General features: G+C 44.1%; 15 protein-coding genes. 5 read left to right on the forward strand and 10 right to left on the reverse strand.

The window, feature by feature from the left end; all coding sequences use genetic code 11:
* Window positions 1-4: 4 nt before the first annotated feature.
* The 5 genes from ACU01J_RS07380 to topA form a co-directional block, all read right to left on the reverse strand.
* Window positions 5-808, reverse strand: coding sequence for an alpha/beta fold hydrolase (locus ACU01J_RS07380; RefSeq protein ID WP_481085091.1), 804 nt, complete (start codon window positions 806-808; stop codon window positions 5-7).
* A gap of 150 nt (window positions 809-958) precedes the next feature.
* Window positions 959-2,419, reverse strand: a complete 1,461-nt coding sequence (gene glgA / locus ACU01J_RS07385) for a glycogen synthase GlgA (protein WP_481085092.1) — start codon at window positions 2,417-2,419, stop codon at window positions 959-961.
* A complete protein-coding gene (gene glgC, locus ACU01J_RS07390; protein WP_481085093.1) occupies window positions 2,409-3,626 on the reverse strand; it encodes a glucose-1-phosphate adenylyltransferase in 1,218 nt (405 codons plus the stop codon). Before glgC ends, glgA begins: the two co-directional genes overlap by 11 nt.
* 348 nt (window positions 3,627-3,974) lie before the next feature.
* A complete protein-coding gene (locus tag ACU01J_RS07395) occupies window positions 3,975-5,669 on the reverse strand; it encodes a diguanylate cyclase domain-containing protein (RefSeq protein ID WP_481085094.1) in 1,695 nt (564 codons plus the stop codon).
* A 195-nt stretch (window positions 5,670-5,864) separates the two neighbouring features.
* Window positions 5,865-8,501, reverse strand: coding sequence for a type I DNA topoisomerase (gene topA, locus ACU01J_RS07400; RefSeq protein WP_481085095.1), 2,637 nt, complete (start codon window positions 8,499-8,501; stop codon window positions 5,865-5,867).
* Window positions 8,502-8,911: 410 nt separating this feature from the next.
* Between topA and ACU01J_RS07405 the strand changes: the two genes are divergently transcribed.
* Window positions 8,912-9,160, forward strand: a complete 249-nt coding sequence (locus ACU01J_RS07405; RefSeq protein WP_481085096.1) for a YciN family protein — start codon at window positions 8,912-8,914, stop codon at window positions 9,158-9,160.
* A gap of 90 nt (window positions 9,161-9,250) precedes the next feature.
* Here the strand turns inward: ACU01J_RS07405 and aroA are convergent, their stop codons facing one another.
* Together aroA and ACU01J_RS07415 are read right to left on the reverse strand one after the other, a co-directional pair.
* Window positions 9,251-10,531, reverse strand: coding sequence for a 3-phosphoshikimate 1-carboxyvinyltransferase (gene aroA / locus ACU01J_RS07410; RefSeq protein ID WP_481085097.1), 1,281 nt, complete (start codon window positions 10,529-10,531; stop codon window positions 9,251-9,253).
* Window positions 10,532-10,677: 146 nt separating this feature from the next.
* The gene (locus tag ACU01J_RS07415) at window positions 10,678-11,133 is read right to left on the reverse strand and encodes an outer membrane lipoprotein (RefSeq protein WP_134836848.1); all 456 of its coding nucleotides are present in this window, start codon (window positions 11,131-11,133) and stop codon (window positions 10,678-10,680) included.
* Window positions 11,134-11,153: 20 nt separating this feature from the next.
* Between ACU01J_RS07415 and aat the strand changes: the two genes are divergently transcribed.
* The 3 genes from aat (at window position 11,154) to infA (ending at window position 12,870) form a co-directional block, all read left to right on the forward strand.
* Complete coding sequence (gene aat, locus ACU01J_RS07420; protein ID WP_481085098.1) at window positions 11,154-11,882, forward strand: leucyl/phenylalanyl-tRNA--protein transferase; 729 nt, start codon at window positions 11,154-11,156, stop codon at window positions 11,880-11,882.
* Window positions 11,872-12,570 carry an arginyltransferase gene (locus ACU01J_RS07425; RefSeq protein ID WP_481085099.1) on the forward strand — a complete coding sequence of 233 codons (699 nt, stop codon included), beginning with the start codon at window positions 11,872-11,874 and terminating at the stop codon, window positions 12,568-12,570. Before aat ends, ACU01J_RS07425 begins: the two co-directional genes overlap by 11 nt.
* An 81-nt stretch (window positions 12,571-12,651) precedes the next feature.
* Window positions 12,652-12,870, forward strand: a complete 219-nt coding sequence (infA, locus tag ACU01J_RS07430; RefSeq protein ID WP_001040192.1) for a translation initiation factor IF-1 — start codon at window positions 12,652-12,654, stop codon at window positions 12,868-12,870.
* A gap of 87 nt (window positions 12,871-12,957) precedes the next feature.
* Here the strand turns inward: infA and ACU01J_RS07435 are convergent, their stop codons facing one another.
* The 3 genes from ACU01J_RS07435 to cysS all read right to left on the reverse strand — a co-directional run bounded on the left by ACU01J_RS07435 (window position 12,958) and on the right by cysS (window position 15,263).
* The gene (locus tag ACU01J_RS07435) at window positions 12,958-13,092 is read right to left on the reverse strand and encodes a hypothetical protein (RefSeq protein WP_481085100.1); all 135 of its coding nucleotides are present in this window, start codon (window positions 13,090-13,092) and stop codon (window positions 12,958-12,960) included.
* A gap of 127 nt (window positions 13,093-13,219) precedes the next feature.
* Entirely contained in the window at window positions 13,220-13,798 is a 579-nt protein-coding gene (locus ACU01J_RS07440) for a thymidine kinase (RefSeq protein WP_481085101.1), read from the reverse strand.
* A gap of 82 nt (window positions 13,799-13,880) precedes the next feature.
* A complete protein-coding gene (gene cysS, locus ACU01J_RS07445) occupies window positions 13,881-15,263 on the reverse strand; it encodes a cysteine--tRNA ligase (protein WP_481085102.1) in 1,383 nt (460 codons plus the stop codon).
* A 202-nt stretch (window positions 15,264-15,465) separates the two neighbouring features.
* Between cysS and ACU01J_RS07450 the strand changes: the two genes are divergently transcribed.
* Window positions 15,466-15,960, forward strand: a complete 495-nt coding sequence (locus tag ACU01J_RS07450) for a peptidylprolyl isomerase (protein ID WP_481085103.1) — start codon at window positions 15,466-15,468, stop codon at window positions 15,958-15,960.
* Window positions 15,961-15,997 lie beyond the last annotated feature (37 nt).

Genomic DNA, 15,997 nt, shown 5'->3' on the forward strand with positions numbered 1-15,997 from the left:
TAGACTACTTAGTGCCAATTTGCTGTTGGATAAAAGCAATTGAGTGCTGGTTGAACTCATCTGGGCGCTCAACGTTACACACATGACCACAATTTTCAATCTCACGCAGTTGACTATCACTGTGCGCCGCAACCATTTCTTTCACCGGCTGAATGAACATGTAGTCCCTATCCCCCATTAAGTAGAGCGTCGGAATTGGCAACTCTCTGTCTTTGAAGTAACGCATTAACGGATTAACTTCAGCGGTGAGAATAAACCAACGCTTAAACTCTTTCTGGCAGAGCTTCTTGGCTTCACGGATAAACAGGTGTCGAGACTCTTTCTGAGCACGTTGTGGCATGACGATATACGCAAATAAGCGGTATAACCACATGTAAGGGACAATATGCTTGCACATGTTGCCCAACCTTACCAAAACCTGCGAACGGGTATTCAAGCGAGTTACAGCGCCACCTAGCACCATAGACTTAACACGATCTGCAGAAAGCTCAGCAACATTGCGAACAATAATGGTACCAAGCGACATACCGACAAAGTGAGCAGAGCGGATTTTTAAGTGGTCGAGTACTTTAAGAATATCAACGGTCACCGCTTTAAAGGTATAGCGATTAGCGATCAACTCTTTGAGTAGTTGATTCGATTTACCATGTCCACGCAAATCAATCAGCAGCAAGTTAAAGTGCTGCTTATATGCCTTAATTTGTTTAAACCAAATTGACGAGCTGCCCCCAGCACCATGCACGAACACCACCCATTCATCGCTGGCAGGGTGCGCAAAGGTTTTGTGAAACAGTAAAGACTCGCTCATAGTGAATTGAATTGTGCTCTAAATTTAGATTGGTTAGGAGAGTACCATAAACATAGGAGGAAAGAAGTCGGAACACATCATTTCTTGTTTAAGATTGTGTATATATGCTGCAAAAAGAGACAAAAAAGGCGCTGTTGAGCGCCTTTTCTACTAACGGTTAAGAGCGATGTGATAAAGCTCTAGATACTCATCCGCCGCCTTGTTCCAACAGAAGTTTTGCCCCATAGCATGCAACTGCACACGTTTAACCTCATTAGGTTGCTGAGCGTAGAGCAACAATGATCTTTGCAGAACATTTAGCAATGCATTTGGCTCAGGTTTGTCAAAGACAAAACCCGTCGCGTTTTGCGGGTCAGCGTCGTAATCATTCACACTGTCACGTAAACCACCTACTCCACGTACAATCGGCAAAGTACCGTAAGCCATGCTGTAGATTTGATTTAAACCACATGGTTCAAATTCTGACGGCATAATAAAGAAGTCAGCACCAGCTTCCACAAGGTGCGCGAGTTCGTTACTGTACGCTTCGACAAAAGCAAACTTATCACTGTGTTTAGCCGCAATTTCTTTTAGCTGAGAAGCTAAGACGGGATCACCAGTACCTACGATCACGACTTGAACATCATGTTTCAGAAAATCTGAAAGAATCGGTAATAGATAGTGAATACCTTTTTGATTCGTCAGACGACATACCATGCCATAGACCGCAACATCTTCAGTTTGCAACCCAACACGCTGTTGCAGTTCTTTCTTACATGCCTTCTTACCACGCACCATGCTCTGGCGATTGGCTTTGTAATTAGCAGGTAATAGAGAATCCGTTTGCGGGTTCCAAGCAGAATAGTCACAACCGTTGAGTATACCAACAAGATCGTCAGCGCGTTGCTGAAACTCAGCAGCCATACCATGACTACCAAGCTCAGTTTTTAGCTCTTCTGCGTAGGTCGGACTCACAGCATTGATCTTATCGGCGTTAAGCACACCAGCACGCAACATAGTCACATGCGTAGGGCTAACGGCGGCATCTGGTGCGTAACGAGTATGCAATTCAGGAAGTACCTGTAACTCGTCATAGCTAAAGACTCCCTTAAATACCGCATTATGGATAGAGAGAACACTTTTCGTCTCAGAAAAGAATTCATCATTACCATAGCGATACTTGAGCAGATAAGGCACAAATCCCGTATGCCAATCATTAGCATGTACGATCTCAGGCTGAAAACCTAATTTTGGTAACATATCGAGACAAGCAGCGCTAAAAAAAGCAAAACGTTCGCCATTGTCGGCATACGCTTGGTTGTTCTCCGCGTACATCTCTGGTCGATCGTAATATTGCGGACAATCAATCGCGTAAACGGGTACGCCTGCGACCTCAAGCTGCTTAACCGTATACTCCGTATGAGGCCAGTACTCTAAATTTGTTTCTAATAACGTAACTGCTTCATCTAAACCCGCCATCTTTTGGTAAGCAGGTAAGGTAATACGAACATCTTGTTGAAGAGTGCGAAGCGCTTCAGGAAGTGCCTTGGCTACATCAGCCAAGCCACCACTTTTGATCAAGCCTTCAACTTCCGATGCTACAAAGAGAATAGATAAATTCTTAGTAGCCAATTCTAGCTCCTTTAGGAATAACTACGATACCATCGTCCGAAACGTGGTAATGCTTTTTGTCTTCCGTTAGGTTAACACCAATCTGTGTACCTGGGGCAATATCGGCATTTTTATCTACGATTACACGGCGTAATACACAGCCTTCACCAACCTTCACATCGCCTAGCAGAATACTTTCGCTGATGTCACATGCTGATGCGATATTACTGCGGAAACCTAATACTGATTTTTCAATACGCGAACCTCGAACATAGCTGCCGCTACACACGAAACTATCAATGATTTGGACGCGTCCGTTGTCAGAGTCGGTGAACGTGGCCGGTGGTAGTGGCGGATAATACGTATGCAGTGGCCATTTACGGTTGTAGAGAGAGAATGGCGCATCTTTTTTAAGCAAATCCATATGCGCTTGCCAATATGCGTCAATAGTACCTACATCGCGCCAGTACACTTCTTCTTTTTCGCCGGTAATACGGTTGGTACTGAAGTCATACACAAAAACATCACCACGCGGGAACATTTTAGGAATGATGTCTTTGCCAAAATCGTGTGAAGAGTCCGGATTGTCAGCGTCTTCGATGAGCTCAGCAAACAGAGCCTGCGCTTCAAATACATAGTTACCCATTGAAACAAGTGCATGCTCTGGATCACCTGGAATGGATTTAGGGTTAACCGGCTTTTCTTCAAAACCGACCATTCTGCCGTCTTCGTCTACTTCAATAACGCCAAACTGCGATGCTTCAGACAAAGGCATACGTAGCGCTGAAACCGTCAGTGATGCTTCTTTTTCGCTATGGAAGTCCAACATCTGCTTAATGTCCATTTTGTAGATGTGGTCAGAACCAAAAATACAAACTTGATCAGGCTCTGATAACTCCATAAAGCGTAGGTTTTGATAAATCGCGTCTGCGGTACCTTCATACCAGCGTTTGCCTGTACGCATTTGGGCCGGGATTGGGTCGATGAATCGGTCTGTGATTCCGCTGATGTTCCAGCCTTTTTTCATGTGATGAAACAGCGATTGAGACTTAAATTGCGTCAATACGTAAATACGCATTAAATCCGCATTAACGAAGTTATTCAAAGCAAAGTCAATCAAGCGGTAGCTGCCACCAAAAGGTACCGAGGGTTTACTGCGAGATTCCGTTAGTGGACGTAGGCGTGAGCCTTCTCCACCAGCAAGGATCATTCCCAAAACTCCAGCCATGTATTTCTCTCCATTTTATTTTTTATATGTGACGGATCAGGTATTGGGAGATCCATCAAAATTCCTAGTATTCGCACCGCTCCATGCAGGCGTAATACGCAGCGATAGCGACATCACAAACTCTACTGAGTGAGGTAAGCCAACTCAGCCCTTTGTGCAAACAGTTTATTATAACTTATCGTATTTCAAGAAGATTACAATTTAAAATATGCTGTACACTCAAGCTCACACTTATTACTTTTTATCGTCCTGAGACAGCTCACACTATCCCAGTTGAAAGAAACATAGGCTTAACATCTCCCACACATTAATGTGAGCGCCGATAGCTGTTATAAAAGGGCGTGTCAATTAGGCAGATTTCTTTTCTAAGGTGTGAGCGTGGATATAAATGGCCCCTTCTTGCTGAGACTTGGCGATATACAAAGAACTGTCGGTTAAAGCGAGTGCTTGCTGCATAGACATATCAGGATTAATCAGTGTCCCCCCTATCGCTAAGTCACCCACATAACGAGTATCCGTACCCGGAATCATTGGGTGCTCATCGACATACTCTTGAATGCGGCTCGCCACTTGTTGCAGCGTTTCGTATTGGCCGCTTCTAATTAGTAACAAAAATTCGTCATCAGCCCAACGCGCAGCAATATCATACTCACGGATCGCCTGCTGCAGGGCATCTGCGACCATCTGAAGTGACTGACTGTAAGCCTCACTCGTACTGTCATCTTTAATCGCTTTTGAAATCCCTGCATCTATCCAAATTAGTCCAAATTGATAGTGCTCACGGTTAGCTCGAGACAGTTCAAGTCTTAGCTCTCGCTCTAACCCCCGCTTATTGTATAACTGGGTCACGACATCAAACACGGTAAGTTTGTCCAACGCTTTGGTGCGTGAAGCCACCATGCTATCTACACCATGTCGATTTCGGCGCAACTCTTCTTCGAGTTTATCTAGGTATTTATCGAAAGGATTCGATTGATAATCTTGCCTAGAGGGCTGCACTCTGGCGAGAAAAGCAAGTCGCTGCTCGCGGTACTCTGTGGGGACAATCCAATGCTTAACCAAATAGACGTAAGTGATTAAAGCGAATAACCCTGTCAGTAACACCAAAGGGAAATAGAGATAGGTAGATAACCAGTTTGGGACCATTTCATCGATGCTGACAAAGGTGAGCTCGTACCAACCAAGCTCCTCAATATAGTGAATGGCGACAACCGCTCTGCCCAATCCCTGTTGAACCATCAGCACTTCAGACTCTTGACCCATTTTTTGTCTTTTCATCAAGGTTTCGAGCGCTTGGTATTCTTGCTTATCGATGATGACGTCACTCAAACGAGGCTTCAAATTCGTCGAGTCCCTCAACGGGTACCCGACCTCTTCCCCGTCAAAAGAAAGCTGAATGCGACGCCTTGAATCAACAAAAATGGTTCGTAACGCTGAGGAGTGGTGGTTGGTCAATTGCTGAAAAAGTGCAGAGACCTCAATGCCTGTTCCGAGAATACCTAAGAACTGGCCATCTTTAATGATGCTTTGATTTATCCAAACGCGGGTCAAACTTAGATGAGCATCGGTGGCTATATTGACAGATAAGTCGGTGAGGCTCTCCTTTTGTTCAAAATACCAAGTATCGTACACCGCTGCGGGATCAAGGTAATGGCGAAAGAAAGTCTCACTGCGAACGGTTTTTACGTCATTGAAGTGATAGGCAAGATTTTGATCAAGGGCGATAAAAAAGTTTTTCGATTTAAGCTGCCAGCGGTAGTGTTCCAATGTATCTTCTGCCACAGCACGATACACATCATCATCACTATGAAAGCCCCATGAAGTAATATTGGGGTGACTAGAAAGCTGATTGACTAATTCAACTTCTTTAATGATAGGCCTTAGAAGGGTTTCTGCATCATAGCGAGCAGACACCTGCGCATATTTCCACAGCAAGTCCGCAACGATTTCATCGATGACTTGCTTAGAAACAGTGTATGCCGCAGCGACGAATGTCACACTGCTCATCACTATCAACAACAGTAACTTCAGTCTCTGCGTCATGATGCCCTTCCATAGTTCATTTAGATCAATAGAATCCAGACAACACATTGTCAAAACTGATATTAATTATCTTTAAATTAGCGGTGATTAAAATACGATTACTGAGACTAGATCTCATTTGTATGAAAACCGATGATCATTCGGCACATAAAAAAAGCAGCCATATTGGCTGCTTTTTGATTCCGATTTGCTGCTCTATTTCTTCGCTTTCGCAGGCTTCTTACGCTTATCGGTAATTTCCCATTTACCTTCTACATACAAGGCTGTGTAACCTGAAGGTTTACCATCTACTTCTGAGCGCACGTAATTCTCTTTTGATTTACGGCTAAAGCGAACAACCATAGGTAAACCATCTGGGTCTTTAACTGGCGCATCAGCCAGGTAATGGAATTTCGATGAAATACGGTCCTTAAATCGAACCAATTCTTCGACTAGAGGCGCACGAGTTTCACGCGATTTAGGGAAAGTACTTGCCGCCAGGAACAAGCCTGATGCACCATCACGCAAAACAAAATATGCGTCTGAGTTTTCACATGGTAATTCAGGTAAGTGCACAGGATCTTCTTTTGGTGGCGCTACTTCGCCATTTTTAAGGATCTTACGCGTGTTCTTACACTCTTGGCTGGTACAGTCCATGTACTTACCAAAGCGGCCGTTCTTAAGCTCCATATCGCTGCCACACTTGTCACACTCGACAACTGGGCCATCGTAGCCTTTAACCTTAAATTCACCGTGCTCGACAATGTAGCCATCACAGTTCGGGTTATTACCACAAACATGCATTTTACGCTTTTCATCGATTAGGTAAGCGTCCATTGCCGTTTCACAGATCGGGCAACGTTTCTTCGCACGAAGAGCCGCAGTTTCTACGTCTTCTTCTAGAACATTGATGATACCATCTTCATCACCAAGGTTGATTGTTGTTTTACAACGCTCTTTTGGTGGTAACGCGTAACCAGAACAACCAAGGAAAACACCTGTCGAAGCTGTTCGAATACCCATAGGGCGCGAACACGTCGGACATTCGATGTCTGTGTAAACAATATGGTTAGGCTTCATGCCGCCTTCGTCTTCATCCAGCTCAGCTTTCACTAAGTCACCGGTGAAGTCCGAGAAGAAGTCGTCAAGCACACCTTTCCAGTTCGCTTCACCTTCGGCAATTTGGTCAAGCTTTTCTTCCATACGAGAAGTGAACTCGTAGTTCATGAGGTCATCAAAACTGCCATCTAGACGGTCAGTAACGATTTCACCCATTTTCTCAGCGTAGAAACGACGCTGATCTACTTTCACATACCCACGATCTTGAATCGTTGAGATGATTGAAGCATAAGTCGAAGGACGACCAATACCACGCTTTTCAAGCTCTTTAACTAACGCAGCTTCAGTAAAACGTGCAGGCGGCTTAGTGAAGTGCTGCTTAGGATCAAGATTAACTAGGTCAATCGTGTCACCCACTTGAACAGCTGGCAGAATTTGATCTTCGTTTTTACCTAGAGGACGCTGAACACGTGTCCAACCATCAAACTTCAGAATACGGCCTTTGGCTTTCAGCGTGTACTCAGCAGCTTTAACACTGACCGTGGTTGAATCGTATTTGGCTGGCGTCATCTGACATGCGACAAATTGATTCCAAATCAGCGAGTACAGTTTATGCGCGTCCGCTTCCATACCTTTTAGGTCATCGGCTTTAACTGCCACATCTGAAGGACGAATCGCTTCGTGCGCTTCTTGTGCACCTTCTTTGCTACCGTAGACATTTGGCTTAGCAGGAAGGTAAGCATCACCATACTGTTCGCCAATGAAACCGCGAACTGTCTCTACCGCTTCAGAGCTCAAGTTGGTTGAGTCAGTACGCATATAGGTAATGTAGCCCGCTTCATACAAACGTTGAGCAAGCATCATGGTTTTCTTAACGCCGTAACCTAAGCGAGTACTTGCCGCTTGCTGTAGCGTAGACGTAATAAACGGAGCAGAAGGTTTGCTCGACGTTGGTCGGTCTTCACGCTTACAAACTTCGTAGCGAGCATTTTCAAGTACTGCAATCGCCGACTTAGTCTCAGCTTCGTTAACAGGCTTAAATACCACGCCTTCTTTTTGTGACACTTGCAAACGGAAGTCCGTTTTGTCTTGTGTTTTAGTGTCGGCGTGGATATCCCAGAACTCTTCAGGGACAAAAGCTTTGATTTCACGCTCACGCTCAACCAGTAGCTTCACCGCTACCGACTGAACGCGACCAGCAGATAGACCACGTGCCACTTTCTTCCACAGAAGAGGAGACACCATAAAGCCTACCACACGGTCCATAAAACGACGGGCTTGCTGTGCGTTAACACCATCCATATTCAATTCGCCCGGTTTCTCGAACGCCTGCTGGATAGCATTTTTGGTAATTTCGTTGAATACAACGCGTTTGTATCGCTCTTCATCGCCGCCGATGATCTCACGAAGGTGCCAAGCGATAGCCTCTCCCTCGCGATCCAAATCGGTTGCGAGGTAAACGCTATCCGCGTCTTTGGCTAGCTTTTGCAGTTCTGCAACAACTTTTTCCTTACCTGGCAATACTTGGTAATTCGCTTCCCAACCATGATATGGGTCGATACCCATTTTCTTGATCAGCGATTTACGATCTTTTTCTTTTTTAATTCGTGCTTTTTCTTCAGCGCTTAAGCCCTTGGTCGAAACCGCGGCTGCCTTCTGACCAGTGCTTTGGCCAGCAGTCGGCAGATCACGCACGTGACCTACACTGGACTTAACAATAAAGTCCTTACCTAAATACTTATTGATGGTCTTCGCTTTGGCCGGCGACTCCACAATAACCAGTGACTTACCCATAATTGACTCAAGTGTCCTTTATTGAATGCGAATTATCGCACAACATACTTAATACTTTGCTTCTTTTTTTACTATTGAGCGAGATTACAAGAAGATCAATATCTTTTTTTAATTTCTATCGTGACTGCTCGACAAATCAACGATGTCAGCAAATAGTTATCGCCTTTCTCACGCTAATGGTTTACTTGAACAAAATCGAGAGGTCTGGAAAGCGTCACATACTAAACGTCATAAGATTATTGATGCCAACCGAAGACGGTATTTTTTGCCACCAGTCACAAAACAACTTTACTGTTTGCGGTTTACCAGTACCGATTGACTTGATCTATCGCATTTGAAATTTGTTTTGATATCCCTACAATTTTGTCATCACTTATTACAATAGAAGCCAGTCTACAAAGGTATTTTCCATGAGCGAAAAAAAAGTCATTTCACAATCAGAACTGTTAATGATTGCTAACCATATTATCCAAGACCATGACGACTACATAGAAGGTATGCGCACAGACAGCGTCGAAGAGAAAGAAGGCGTTTTAGTCTTTAAAGGCAACTACTTCCTCGATGACAATGGCCTACCAACGCCTAAGACGACCGCGGTATTCAATATGTTTAAATATCTTGCGCACCACTTATCAAAAGAGTTTACATTAGAAAGTTAACTAAGACGAAAAGATAAAAGGTTGGCACAGTAGGCCAACCCTTTTGAGTTTTGAGCGACGATATATTGGACTGTTAACTCTCCCAGTCTGTTACGAGCTCAATCCTTTCAATTTATCGAAGTAATCAGGGAATGTCTTTGAGGTACATTTTGGATCATTAATCGTGACTGGTGTATCACTTAGTGCAACCAGAGAGAAGCACATCGCCATACGGTGGTCATCGTAAGTATCAATCGCAGCATGGATTAGCTTCGTTGGCGGGGTAACTACAATATAGTCTTCACCTTCTTCCACTTGTGCACCCACTTTACGAAGCTCAATAGCCATAGCTGCCAGTCGATCAGTCTCTTTCACTCGCCAGTTGTATACATTGCGAATTGTCGTTGTACCTTCAGCAAAAAGTGCAGTGGTTGCAATCGTCATCGCCGCATCAGGAATATGGTTAAAATCTAAATCAACCGCTTTAAGCTCACCAACACGGGAGATCACATAGTCATCGCCCCATTCAATCTCTGCACCCATTTTCTCTAGAGCATCTGCAAACTGAATATCGCCTTGAATACTGTTTTTACCAATACCGGTAACTTTGATTTCGCCGCCTTTAATCGCAGCAGCAGCCAAGAAGTATGAAGCTGATGACGCATCACCTTCTACCAAGAAATCACCTGGCGCCACATACGACTGGCCTTTACGGATCACAAACTCTTGATAATCATTATTTTCTACTTCAACACCAAATTGAGCCATGATGTGCAATGTAATATCAATGTAAGGTTTAGAAACCAGCTCACCGATAATTTTAATTGTGACGTCATCTTGCGCCAACGGTGCTGACATCAAAAAGGCCGTTAAAAATTGACTAGAGATTGAACCATCAATTTCAACAGTACCGCCTTTCAGGCCTGTTCCGTGGATTTTAAGTGGTGGATAGTTGTCGTTTTCTAAATACTCTACATTTGCGCCAGCTTGACGAAGTGCGTCAACTAAATGACCAATTGGTCGCTCTTTCATGCGTGGCTCACCCGTAAGTACATACTCACCTTGACCGAGACACAATGCAGCAGCAAGTGGACGCATTGCTGTTCCTGCGTTACCTAAAAAGAGCTCAAGAGCTTCTGGGGCATCAAATGGCTTACCTAAGCCTTCGACTTCACAGACAGTTTTATCTTCAGACAAAGAGTAATTGACGCCCAGCTTAGTGAGAGCGTTTAACATGTGACGAATATCATCACTGTCTAAAAGGTTAGTTAAACGTGTTGTACCACTTGCTAATGCCGCAAGCAGCAGCGCTCGGTTTGAGACGCTTTTTGAACCTGGTAAGTTAACCTCACCATTGACTTTATTGATCGGTTGTAACGTAAGGCTTTCCATTAAAATCGTTATTCCTTGCTCACCTCGTCTTCCTAAACGAGACGATGAAAATTCTTCGTACTTGCAGACTATCTAAAAAGCTTCGTTAAAACCAGAGCAAAAGCATGATAAAAACTGAATAATTATGTGGTCAGCTCTGAAGCGCATTAATACTCTTTATCAACCCGCACTCCATCATCAAAATAGAGAATACGAACCTTATCGCCACGTTCGAACAGCATGTTTGAATCGACATCTTGTATCACATCAATCAGCTTGCCATCCTCAGTCTTAATCAAGATCTCAACCAGTTTATATTCAATACGATACTCTTGGTTGGCATGATTTCTCGCAACACCAGCTCCCGCAACCGCACCGACCGCTGTTGCGACCTCTTTACCCGTTCCACCACCAAATTGATTGCCGATGACACCGCCTACGACAGCGCCCAGTAGGGTTTCCCAACCACTGCCTTGTGATTTCACAATATCTTGTTGAGTTATGTAACGTACCGTATCAACACTGCCAAACAACACCTGATTAACCGGCCTTGCGGTATTTCTTTGGTACGCTGCATTGGCAATAAGAGGAAAAACCAATATGATCCACAATAATTTCTTCATTTCTTGTCTCCTACACTTTAATGGCATTGTATCTCACTGAACTCGACTCCGACGAAATTTGGTTCCCTTCCCCGTTCGATGCACTTGTCGATCCAAACGGCTTATTAGCGGTCGGTGGGGACTTAAGTCCAGAGCGACTGCTGTTTGCTTACCAAAACGGCATATTCCCTTGGTACGGACCTGGCGAACCGATTTTATGGTGGAGCCCTTCTCCGAGAGCAACCTTTAATCCTAAGACATTTAAACCGTCAAGAAGTCTCAAAAAGTTTCAGAGAAAGCAGCAATATCGAGTGAGCATCAATCAAGCGACTGATACTGTTATTGACTACTGCGCTTCGACCCGAGCTGCAGAAGAGACCTGGCTCAATGAAGAAATGCGTGTTTCGTATAAAGCCCTAGCAAAACAAGGTCATTGCCATTCTGTTGAAGTTTGGAGCGACAAGACTCTTATTGGTGGTTTATACGGCATTTCAATCGGTCAACTCTTTTGCGGTGAATCGATGTTTAGTCTCGAAACCAACGCATCAAAGATTGCCTTGTGGTACTTTTGCGAACATTTTCAAAAACATGGCGGGCAGCTTATTGATTGCCAAGTAATGAACCCTCACCTAGCCTCTTTGGGTGCAAAGGAGCTTGAACGTGAAGATTTCATACAAAGACTGCTATCCTTTAAGAGTCAGCCATTACAACCTAGCTGTTTTACCAAACAATGGTTAATCCAAACCACAGAGGAGCAGAATGAGTCCTGATCTACAACAAATTCGTATCGGCTTAACTGATTGTCACCCTTGCAGTTATTTAACCGACAGACAGGAGAGAGTTGCTGTAGCGCTCGACCCTGGGATGCATTGTGGGTCAAGCTATGAGGTGCTGCTTGCCAATGGGTTTCGTCGTAGTGGAGACACTATCTATAAACCTCATTGTGACCAGTGCCAGTCCTGCCAGGCATTACGTGTGTCTGTTCCCGATTTCACACAGTCAAAAAGCCAAAAACGTCTGTATAGCAAGGCAAAAGACTATACTTGGCAGCTTAAATCAGAGATGGATGAAAATTGGTTCAAGCTTTATGCGCGTTATATTGAAGCGCGTCACCAAAGTGGCTCCATGTATCCACCTAAGAAAGATGAATTTGCCTCTTTTTCTACTTGCGCATGGCTCAATACTCAATACCTGCACATCTACGACCAAGATAAATTGGTCGCCATCGCGGTCACTGATATTTTGTCTAATAGTGCCAGTGCTTTTTATACCTTTTTTGACCCAGACTATGAGTTATCACTTGGTACTTTGGGGGTTTTGTTCCAATTGGAATATTGTCAGCAACAAGGTAAACAGTGGCTCTATTTAGGCTATCAAATCGATGAATGCCCAGCGATGAACTACAAAGTCCGCTTTCAACGTCATCAAAGGCTAGTAAATCAGCGTTGGCAAGGGTAGAATACGCCCCAACTTTACTTAATTCATTTTTATCGGCATTATTCCCCCGGTAAAGATTGTCCATTTTTAAAAGAGGATTAAATGGCTAAAGAAGACGTAATTGAGATGCAAGGCACTGTCCTTGATACTCTTCCAAACACAATGTTCCGTGTTGAGCTAGAAAACGGTCACGTAGTTACTGCTCACATCTCTGGTAAAATGCGTAAGAACTACATCCGTATTCTTACTGGTGACAAAGTAACTGTAGAGATGACTCCATACGATCTATCTAAAGGTCGCATCGTCTTCCGTGCTCGTTAATCTGTGACTGCCTAGCGCAATCCGAATTAGTCGAATACAACAAAAAAGCGAAGCCTAGTGCTTCGCTTTTTTGTTTTGTCAGCGCTATCAAACATAGTCATCATTAGATATAGCTAACGCTAGCCGCTTCTTTAAGCCCGCATTCGCTGCAGCATTGGTGATATAGGCATGCTGCTTGGCTATATCTAATAATGCCTTCACACTACCTACATTCAGACACATTAGTGAATTCATGGGTTGGTGGTGCGTAACATGCATGCGGATTCATGACGAATCAACCATTAACCACTCAACTCAATTAAGCGGCTTGTAAAACACCACCTGCCCATGAGTTCCAAGAAGTCTTAACTTACTTACCCAACGCTTCCTTGTAGTGCTGACGGCATACTGACACGTAACGGTCGTTGCCACCAATAGCAACTTGGTCACCTTCAGCAATCGCGACGCCGTGCTCATCAGTACGAATCACCATATTCGCTTTACGACCGCAGTGACAAATTGTTTTTAACTCAACCAATTTATCAGCCCAAGAAAGTAAGTATTTACTGCCTTCAAAAAGCTCACCTAGAAAATCCGTGCGCAAACCATAGCAAAGTACTGGGATATGCAGTTTATCTACCACTTCTGTTAATTGGTAAACCTGCTGTTTTGATAAGAACTGGCACTCATCAATCAAGATACAATGACGTTTCTCTACTTCATTTAGAGCAGTGATTTCTTTGTATAGATCGGTTTCGCTATTGAAAAGCTGCGCGTCAGATTGTAAGCCAATACGAGAACTCACTTTACCCACACCGTAGCGATCATCTAGCGCTGCAGTAAAAATCACTGGCGTCATGCCACGTTCTTGATAGTTAAATGAAGATTGAAGAAGAGTGGTTGATTTACCCGCATTCATCGCCGAGTAATAGAAGTACATCTGAGCCACTGATTAATACCTGTATAAAGATTTATAAAATTTTAAAGAAAAGGGCTGAATAAACAGCCCTTAAAGATTCTTAGCTTAACGCTTACTTACGACGCCACGTTGTACCTTCTGGGCCATCTTCTAGTACGATGCCCATTTCGGTTAGTTTGTCGCGCGCCATGTCTGCATTTGCCCAATCCTTCGAAGCGCGGCTATCGTTACGCAACTTGATAAGTGCTTCGATTTCAGCCACTTCGTCGTCGTTGCCTGCATCACCTTTTAGGAACGCTTCAGGATCTTGGTGCAAAATACCAATCACATCCGCTAGCTGACGCATTGTTACACCTAGGCTGCTTGCTGCTGCAACGTCTTCCGCTTTTAGACGGTTGATTTCACGAGCCATATCAAATAGCACTGAGTAAGCTTCAGGGGTATTGAAGTCATCGTTCATCGCGTCATTAAAGCGCGCTATGTACTCTTCACCACCAGCAACTGCCACCGTTAAATCTAAACCGCGTAGCGACGTGTATAGACGCTCAAGAGCAGAACGAGCTTGGTTTAAGTTATCTTCACTGTAGTTTAACTGACTACGGTAGTGACCAGACATCAGGAAGTAGCGCACGGTTTCAGCATCGTAATGACCTAAAACATCACGGATGGTGAAGAAGTTACCTAGAGATTTAGACATCTTCTCACGGTCAACCATTACCATGCCGCTGTGCATCCAAGTATTTACGTACTGAGTGCCATGTGCGCAGCATGATTGTGCGATTTCGTTCTCGTGATGCGGGAACTGAAGATCTGAACCACCACCGTGAATATCGAAGTGGTTACCTAGAATTGATGAGTTCATTGCAGAACACTCAATGTGCCAACCCGGACGGCCAGGACCCCAAGGCGATTCCCAAGTAGGCTCACCTGGCTTAGACATTTTCCATAGAACGAAATCTAGTGAGCTGCGTTTTGCACTTTCAATCTCGACACGCGCGCCTGCTTGAAGTTGTTCTAGGTCTTGACCAGAAAGCTTGCCGTACTCATCATATTTTGCAATTTCAAACATCACGTCACCGTTGTCCGCAACGTAGGCAAAACCGCGCTCGATCAGCGTTTCAACAAGCTCAATGATCTCTTTGATGTATTCAGTCGCACGAGGCTCTACATCAGGACGCTTCATGTTTAGCGCATCAAAGTCTGCATGCATTTCGCCAATTAAGCGCTCTGTTAGAGAGTCGCACGATTCACCGTTTTCGTTCGCACGTTTGATGATCTTGTCATCGATGTCTGTAATGTTGCGAACAAACGTTAGGTCATAGCCTAGGTAACGCAGGTAACGAGAAACCACGTCAAAAGAGACGAAGGTACGGCCGTGACCAATATGACAGAGATCATAGATGGTTACCCCACAGACATACATACCGATCTTTCCGGCAGTGATTGGTTTGAATTCCTCTTTCTGTCTTGTGAGTGTGTTATATATCTTTAACATGATCTCTATCTAATAATTGGGTGAAATAAAATAGTGCATCAGTATACCAACTCACGCCCAGTTTCGTAATCCCTCAAATGCGCAAAAAGGCATCAATAGCACCTCTACTCAGGTCTCAACCCTAACTTTTCACGTATTAATGTCCGAAAAGTTACGATAGAATCTTGAGCTCAAGTCAAAAACCTATGTAAAGGACAAAATCATGATCACCCTTCACACAAATTTTGGTGACATCAAAATTCAACTAAATGATGAAAAAGCACCAGAAACAAGTGCAAACTTCCTACAGTACTGCCGTGATGGTTTCTACGACAACACACTATTCCACCGTGTTATCGATGGTTTCATGATTCAAGGTGGTGGTATGGAGTCAGGCCTTCGTGAAAAGCCAACTCGCGCACCTATCAAAAACGAAGCAAACAACGGTCTGAGCAACAAAATCGGTACTCTTGCTATGGCTCGTACTATGGAGCCTCATTCAGCAAGCTCTCAGTTCTTTATCAACGTAAACAACAACACATTCCTAGACTTCCGTAGCGAAAGCCTAGATGGTTGGGGTTACTGTGTGTTTGGTGAAGTAATCGAAGGTATGGACATTGTTGAGAAGATCAAAGGTGTGAGCACTGGTTCTTACGGCATGCACCAAGATGTACCACTAGAAGACGTACTAATCACAGGTACAACAATCGAAGAATAATCTTGGATGTAGAGAGCGCATTATGATGCGCTCTCTT

This window comes from Vibrio sp. 2433-A1 (genome assembly GCF_056726085.1).

Bases quoted from the DNA above. Each gene is read 5' to 3' on its own strand.
- infA (WP_001040192.1), top strand. From the start codon at position 12,652: ATGGCTAAAGAAGACGTAATTGAGATGCAAGGCACTGTCCTTGATACT.
- ACU01J_RS07425 (WP_481085099.1), top strand. From the start codon at position 11,872: ATGAGTCCTGATCTACAACAAATTCGTATCGGCTTAACTGATTGTCAC.
- ACU01J_RS07450 (WP_481085103.1), top strand. From the start codon at position 15,466: ATGATCACCCTTCACACAAATTTTGGTGACATCAAAATTCAACTAAAT.
- ACU01J_RS07415 (WP_134836848.1), bottom strand. From the start codon at position 11,133: ATGAAGAAATTATTGTGGATCATATTGGTTTTTCCTCTTATTGCCAAT.
- ACU01J_RS07380 (WP_481085091.1), bottom strand. From the start codon at position 808: ATGAGCGAGTCTTTACTGTTTCACAAAACCTTTGCGCACCCTGCCAGC.
- aat (WP_481085098.1), top strand. From the start codon at position 11,154: ATGGCATTGTATCTCACTGAACTCGACTCCGACGAAATTTGGTTCCCT.
- ACU01J_RS07395 (WP_481085094.1), bottom strand. From the start codon at position 5,669: ATGACGCAGAGACTGAAGTTACTGTTGTTGATAGTGATGAGCAGTGTG.
- ACU01J_RS07435 (WP_481085100.1), bottom strand. From the start codon at position 13,092: ATGTGTCTGAATGTAGGTAGTGTGAAGGCATTATTAGATATAGCCAAG.
- cysS (WP_481085102.1), bottom strand. From the start codon at position 15,263: ATGTTAAAGATATATAACACACTCACAAGACAGAAAGAGGAATTCAAA.
- glgC (WP_481085093.1), bottom strand. From the start codon at position 3,626: ATGGCTGGAGTTTTGGGAATGATCCTTGCTGGTGGAGAAGGCTCACGC.
- aroA (WP_481085097.1), bottom strand. From the start codon at position 10,531: ATGGAAAGCCTTACGTTACAACCGATCAATAAAGTCAATGGTGAGGTT.
- topA (WP_481085095.1), bottom strand. From the start codon at position 8,501: ATGGGTAAGTCACTGGTTATTGTGGAGTCGCCGGCCAAAGCGAAGACC.
- ACU01J_RS07405 (WP_481085096.1), top strand. From the start codon at position 8,912: ATGAGCGAAAAAAAAGTCATTTCACAATCAGAACTGTTAATGATTGCT.